Source organism: Lysinibacillus sp. NPDC093190 (assembly GCF_050280425.1).
In the GTDB taxonomy this organism is placed as follows: Bacteria; Bacillota; Bacilli; order Bacillales_A; family Planococcaceae; genus Lysinibacillus.
On the sequence record NZ_JBNNVG010000062.1, the window covers coordinates 1 to 6,096 of the forward strand.

The window sequence follows — 6,096 nt, forward strand, 5'->3', positions numbered from 1 at the left end:
TGGCCCGTTGGTCAAGTGGTTAAGACACCGCCCTTTCACGGCGGTAACACGGGTTCGAATCCCGTACGGGTCATACTGAAATGCAGTAGATGTAATTTACATCTACTGCATTTTTTTGTATAAAGATAGCTTTTAAGATTCTATATAGGATTTGATACGAAGAGTAAGAATCTAATATTTTTTTCATAAACAATTTTTTAATTAAATGTTGAAATTTATTAAATTGAAAACAAACATTGCAACATGTCACGTAGAAGACTCAAATAACTACAATAACAAAACGTCTACCAGAAATGAGTAGACGTTTTGTTATTGTTAAAGAAACTATAGATTTTTAATTTCTTTCAGCAGAAGTCTCCCACCTCTATAGGTGGTGAGATGAATGCAGATTAGAGGTTGATTCGATCCCTATGGCCGGATGTATACGCTTTAGCGCATTTGTTCTTAAGCTTTTAATAGCATTCTTTCAAGTGAGCTACGTGCCTCTTCCGCAATATGAGCATCTACTTCAATACGATTATGTGGCTGCCCCTTTTCTATACTTTCTAAGGACCAAAGTAGATGTGGAAGGTCAATTCGATTCATTGTAAGACAAGGACAGAAATTCTCATTTAAAGAGATAATCTGCTTATCAGGGTGCTCCTTGATCATACGATTAACGAGATTCATTTCAGTACCGATTGCCCATGCTGAACCACTCGGTGCCTTATTAATCGTATCAATAATGTATTTTGTAGAACCTGCATTATCTGCAGCGGCAACAACTTCTCGACTACATTCTGGATGAACAATGATACGCATATTTGGATGAACTTGACGTATAAACTTCGTATGCTGAACTGTAAAACCTTCGTGTACAGAGCAGTGTCCCTTCCATAAGATGACTTGAATGTTTTCTGGGGACTGATCTGTCTCAAGTATATTTGTATGAGGATTCCAAACGGCCATATTTTCAAGTGGTATTCCTAAATCGTACGCAGTATTTCTACCTAAATGTTGATCTGGTAAAAAGAAAATACGTGACTTTTGCGTAAATGCCCATTTAACCATTTCTTTTGCATTGGACGATGTTACACAGGCTCCACCATGTCGCCCAGTAAATGCTTTAATGGCAGCAGTAGAATTGACATATGTTAGAGGGATAATGGTATCGCCAAAGAGTTCCTGTAAAATCGGCCATGCTTGTTCTGTTTGATAAATGTCTGCCATGTCTGCCATTGAACAGCCTGCACGCATATCAGGTAAATAAACATGCTGCTGTTCAGTTGTAAGCATATCAGCTGTTTCCGCCATAAAGTGTACGCCACAAAATACTATATGTTTAGCTTCCTTGTTAGCTGCTGATAATTGAGCAAGCTGCAAGGAATCCCCTGTGGCATCTGCAAATTGAATAACTTCATCTTTTTGATAATGATGCCCAGGGATGAAGAGCTTACTGCCTAAACTCTTTTTAATTGCTAGAATGCGAGATTCCATGTCATTTTTAGATAATGCACGATAATGCTCTGGTAGTAGCGACGTTTGTTGTAATAAACTAGTGATGGACATTGGAATTAGCTCCTTTCGTTTGTACAAGTGCACTAATGTCAAAGGCTGTTACTGAGTGTGTTAGCGCCCCAAGTGAAATCCATTGAATACCTGTTTCAGCATAGGTATTTAAGTTATGAAGCGAAATGCCGCCTGAAGCTTCTGTAGCAATATGTGGAGGAACTGCTGGAAGCCACTCACGTATTTCTTCAGGGCTACGATTATCAAACATAATGATATCTGCACCAGCTGCAATTGCTTCATCTAGCTGCGCTTTTGTTTCAATTTCCACTTCGATTTTAATGGTGTGACCGATTTTCGCACGGGCTGCTTGTACGGCCTTTGTGATACTACCTGCAAAAGCAATATGATTATCCTTTAGCATTATCGCGTCGTATAAACCATTACGATGGTTATAGGCGCCTCCGATTCTAACAGCATATTTATCTAACATACGCATTCCAGGCATTGTTTTGCGCGTATCGCATATTTTCGCATTAGTACCTGCTGTTTCTCGCACCGCTAAATTTGTAGCTGTAGCAATTGCAGACATACGCTGGATAAGATTCAAAATTACACGCTCACCCATTAATAACTTTTGAAGAGGTCCTTGAATAACAGCAAGAACATCACCGGCATTTACTTTTTCACCATCTTGTTTATAAAGGATAATATCCATTGATCGATCAAGAAGAAGAAATCCATGCTGAATGATAAGGGCTCCACAAAAAATGCCGCTTTCCTTCGCATAAAAAGAAAACGATCCCTGCTGTTCTGGAGAAAATATAAATTCACTCGATAAATCTCCATCGCCTATATCCTCATTAAAAAATTGCTTGAGCAATTCCTCGAGTTTGATGATATTCATATAATGAATTCCTCACTTTCATCTGTCCTTGTTGAAAAATGATCCAGCGGTTTGCCCACTGATTATCATTTTGTGGTTTATCAATGCGAATATGTGCTCCTCGAGTTTCTTTTCGTGTAATGGCTGCGTGTGCCATTAATGTAGCGACAATATGCATCATGTAAAGTTCAAGTTCCTGTCGATTCAAGCCGTCTAAATCAACATGAAGAAGTGTTTGCATTGAGGGCAATTGTTGTACGAAGTGTTGCATATCAATAGGATTTCTCACAATGCCTAATGTGTGCATCATCATTTGTCGTAATTGATCTTTTGTAAATAATGGTGGCATTGTTTGTTGGTGATGTTTGTCATCAATCAAGAAACTATTTTGCTTGCAACCTGTTTGAATAATGTATTGGGCTGTTCTTTGCCCAAACGCAATTCCTTCTAAAAGAGAGTTACTAGCTAAACGATTGGCACCATGTACCCCTGTACAAGCAACTTCTCCTATTGCATATAGATTAGGAATAGAAGTTCTTCCCTTGTCATCAGCAACAACACCACCCATTAAAAAATGGCTACCTGGTGCTACAGGAATTAATCCATCTTGTAAATTAACATGATTGTCATAGCAAAGCTGAGCAATCGTAGGGAATTTTATTTCAAAGTGTTCAATACTTGAAATATCAATAAATGTTTCCTGCCCAGCAGTACGTTTATTAAATAATGCATGTGCAGTAACATGGCGTGGTGCTAAGTCCAACTGTTCATGTATGCCTTTCATTATGGGATGACGCTGTGCATCGACAAACATTCCACCGGCGCCGCGTACAGCTTCAGAGACTAAACCTTTAGCCTGCCCTTCACACCAAAGTAAGCTAGGGTGAAATTGCATAAATTCCATATCACTGATGGCAGCACCTGCACGGTATGCTAAAGCGATACCATCTCCAGTATTCGTAGCAAAGTTAGACGTACAAGAATAAATAGCACCTGCACCTCCTGTCGCGAGAATGACATGGTGGGCAAGGTAGCGCTTCATTCCCTCTGGCCCCTTTGTCAAAACGCCAACGCAATCTCCATCTGTATTCAATAAAAGCTCGTAAGCCATTTCATAGCAATTCACAACGATATTAGATGTAAGTTGATTGAGCAAATAATCTATCATTACTTGGCCAGTACGATCACCGCCTGCATGTAAAATACGGTGATGACTATGTGCCCCCTCAAGGCCTAGAGCAGGGGACCCATCAACTTGTCGATCAACTGGGAAGCCCTCATTTAATAAATCGCGCATAATTTCTGTGCCGTTTTCTATTAGTACTTCAACATTCCTTCTTTCATGATGATATTCACCAGCAGTCAACGTATCAGCAATGTGAAACTTTGGATGATCTTCTTGACTTGTAACGGCAGCAATACCACCTTGAGCACGATAAGAACTACTCATTTTAACTGAACATTTTGTAACGATCTGTACTTGAAAATGTCCTTCGAGAAGTCGAGCAGTTTGAAGTGCAGCAATGCCACTACCAATAATAAGTACATTTGTCATTACATCCACACACACACCTTCTTTACAGTTGTCTTGACACATATCTTTACATAAAATAAAAGAGAAAACAAGACCTGATAAACTAGAAAGGAAGAATAAGATGATTTATCTAGATTACGCTGCAACTTCTCCAATGGCTCCAAAAGCTCTTAAAGCATATTGTGAGGTAGCAAAGCAGTATTATGGAAATAGTGCAAGCTTACATGATCTAGGGGGGCAAGCGCATTATTTTGTTGAACAGGCAAGAGCTGTCGTAGCAAGATCTCTTGGAGTAAATAGTGACGGTGTCATTTTTACTGGAAGCGGAACTGAGGGCAATTTAATTTCGATTTTGTCATTAGCTTTAGCGTCAAATAAAGGGAAGCACATTATTTCATCACAAGCTGAACACACATCCGTACATGCAGCTTTAAATACACTTGAAAAAATGGGGTTTGTGGTCACGAAGTTACCATTACAGCAAGATGGTTGTATTCATGTGGAGCAACTACGAGAAGCAATACAAGAAAATACGGCTTTAATCACTATTCAACATGTAAATTCAGAGATAGGCTCTATTCAACCTATTGAAGAAATAGCCGAAATTGCAAAACAATCAAACGTTCTCTTGCATGTCGATTGTGTACAGTCCTTCTGTAAACTTCCGTTAAAACAGCAAGTAGATGCTATTACCGTTTCAGCTCATAAAATAGGTGGGCCAAAAGGATGTGGAGCTATCTATATTAATCCTAAGCTCCGTGTTCCTGCATTAGCACCAGGTGTCACGCATGAGCGTGGGTTAAGGGGAGGAACACTAGATACCCCAGCTATTGTCGCTTTTGCTACGGCGATTGAAGATTATCAATATGAGCGGAAGCATTATGAAGCATTACGTCAAAGCTTTAAGGAGAATTTACAAGAAACGTGTCAAATAATTGAGAGTAAGGAGCAATTGCCTAATATTTGTGGTGTATTGATGAAAAGAGTAGAGGGACAATACGTATTGTTAAAATTAAATGAAGCGGGGATATGTATTTCCACAGGAAGTGCCTGTGATATTCATAGTGAATCTGGTACGAAGGCAATTTTATCAATGGGCTATTCTATGGAAGCGGCGCGTCAGTTTTTTAGAATATCTTTTGGTCCAGCAACAACATTTGAGGAAATTGATCGATTACAAATGGCACTTTCTGTTATTTAACTTCTTTAGCAAATGCTTTCGGTAACGTAAGTTGGTATAAGTTACTTTTTAGCGGGTGTCCAAACATCTGCTGAAATAGAGGAACTCAGTCTAAGAACGCCACTCGTCCTGTGGCAATTTATCTGTGCGAAAGCGAAGCGGCAGCAACAACACACGACTGAGTGACCAACATCATGTTGCTGCCGCTACGTTAGCACTGCGCTTTCGCACAAAAACACCTGCTGCTGCGCTACGTTAGCACTGCGCTTTCGCACAAAAACACCTGCTGCTGACGGTACGTTTTCGCGCAAAAAACATCTGTTGGCCTAAAGCCTTCAGATACAATTATGGCGAGGCATAATTGCTTGTTTCTCAGGTGAAATAAGTAAATGTTCTTTCACCTGAACAGTAATTCTAGAGCTTAATATGATTGAGGATAAGATGAAACCTGAAAGCTATAATTAAATAATTTTGAAATTATAAATTAACAGGCATGTTAATTGAATCTATAAATAGTTTTTTGTTTATATTTTGCTTTTTAAGTTGATTGTAACGAAGGGCTACTCTGATTGATCCTGTCGCAAATTAAAGATTCCTGCGAAAAGCGAAGCGGCTCGACAGTCGGAAAGGAGTAGCTCATATCGGAAATCAGCGTTTTTTAATGAAATAAAATAGATAAAAACACAACTGATAAATTAATTGTTTTCTTTTAATTGAACAATTGCTATAATAAATAGCAGAGTGATAATTTCTCTTACATTACAAAAATATCTTTATAAAGTATTAATTTCTCTTTTTTTATAAAAAAGTGTTGCGCAATGTGAGAAAACGTTATACAATAATTCTTGTCTTGAAGGACAGGTAATAAACTTCAAAACGAAATACATAAATACGACGTATATTGAAAGTCGTTAATAGTCTAGTGATGATGGCAAAGAGGTCACACCCGTTCCCATACCGAACACGGAAGTTAAGCTCTTTAGCGCCGATGGTAGTTGGGGGCTTCCC

General features: G+C 38.9%; 4 protein-coding genes, 1 tRNA gene and 1 rRNA gene. 3 read left to right on the plus strand and 3 right to left on the minus strand.

Going from position 1 to position 6,096, the window contains the following annotated elements; genetic code table 11:
• The first annotated feature begins 1 nt into the window (after position 1).
• A tRNA-Glu gene (locus ACQKOF_RS24835) sits at positions 2-73 on the plus strand.
• Between the two features lie 371 nt (positions 74-444).
• Here ACQKOF_RS24835 and nadA read toward each other — a convergent pair.
• Genes nadA through nadB form a run of 3 tightly spaced genes read right to left on the minus strand, consistent with a single transcriptional unit; the run spans position 445 to position 3,929 of the window.
• A complete protein-coding gene (gene nadA, locus ACQKOF_RS24840) occupies positions 445-1,548 on the minus strand; it encodes a quinolinate synthase NadA (RefSeq protein WP_427563013.1) in 1,104 nt (367 codons plus the stop codon).
• Positions 1,535-2,395 (minus strand): carboxylating nicotinate-nucleotide diphosphorylase, encoded by an 861-nt coding sequence (gene nadC / locus ACQKOF_RS24845; protein ID WP_427563016.1) that lies wholly within the window; start codon positions 2,393-2,395, stop codon positions 1,535-1,537. The genes nadA and nadC overlap by 14 nt, the downstream gene beginning before the upstream one ends.
• Entirely contained in the window at positions 2,352-3,929 is a 1,578-nt protein-coding gene (nadB, locus tag ACQKOF_RS24850) for an L-aspartate oxidase (protein WP_427563022.1), read from the minus strand. The genes nadC and nadB overlap by 44 nt, the downstream gene beginning before the upstream one ends.
• 100 nt (positions 3,930-4,029) lie before the next feature.
• Between nadB and ACQKOF_RS24855 the strand changes: the two genes are divergently transcribed.
• Both ACQKOF_RS24855 and rrf read left to right on the plus strand, forming a co-directional pair.
• Complete coding sequence (locus tag ACQKOF_RS24855) at positions 4,030-5,109, plus strand: cysteine desulfurase family protein (protein ID WP_427563019.1); 1,080 nt, start codon at positions 4,030-4,032, stop codon at positions 5,107-5,109.
• Between the two features lie 897 nt (positions 5,110-6,006).
• Positions 6,007-6,096 (plus strand): 5S ribosomal RNA (rrf, locus tag ACQKOF_RS24860); the annotation flags it as partial.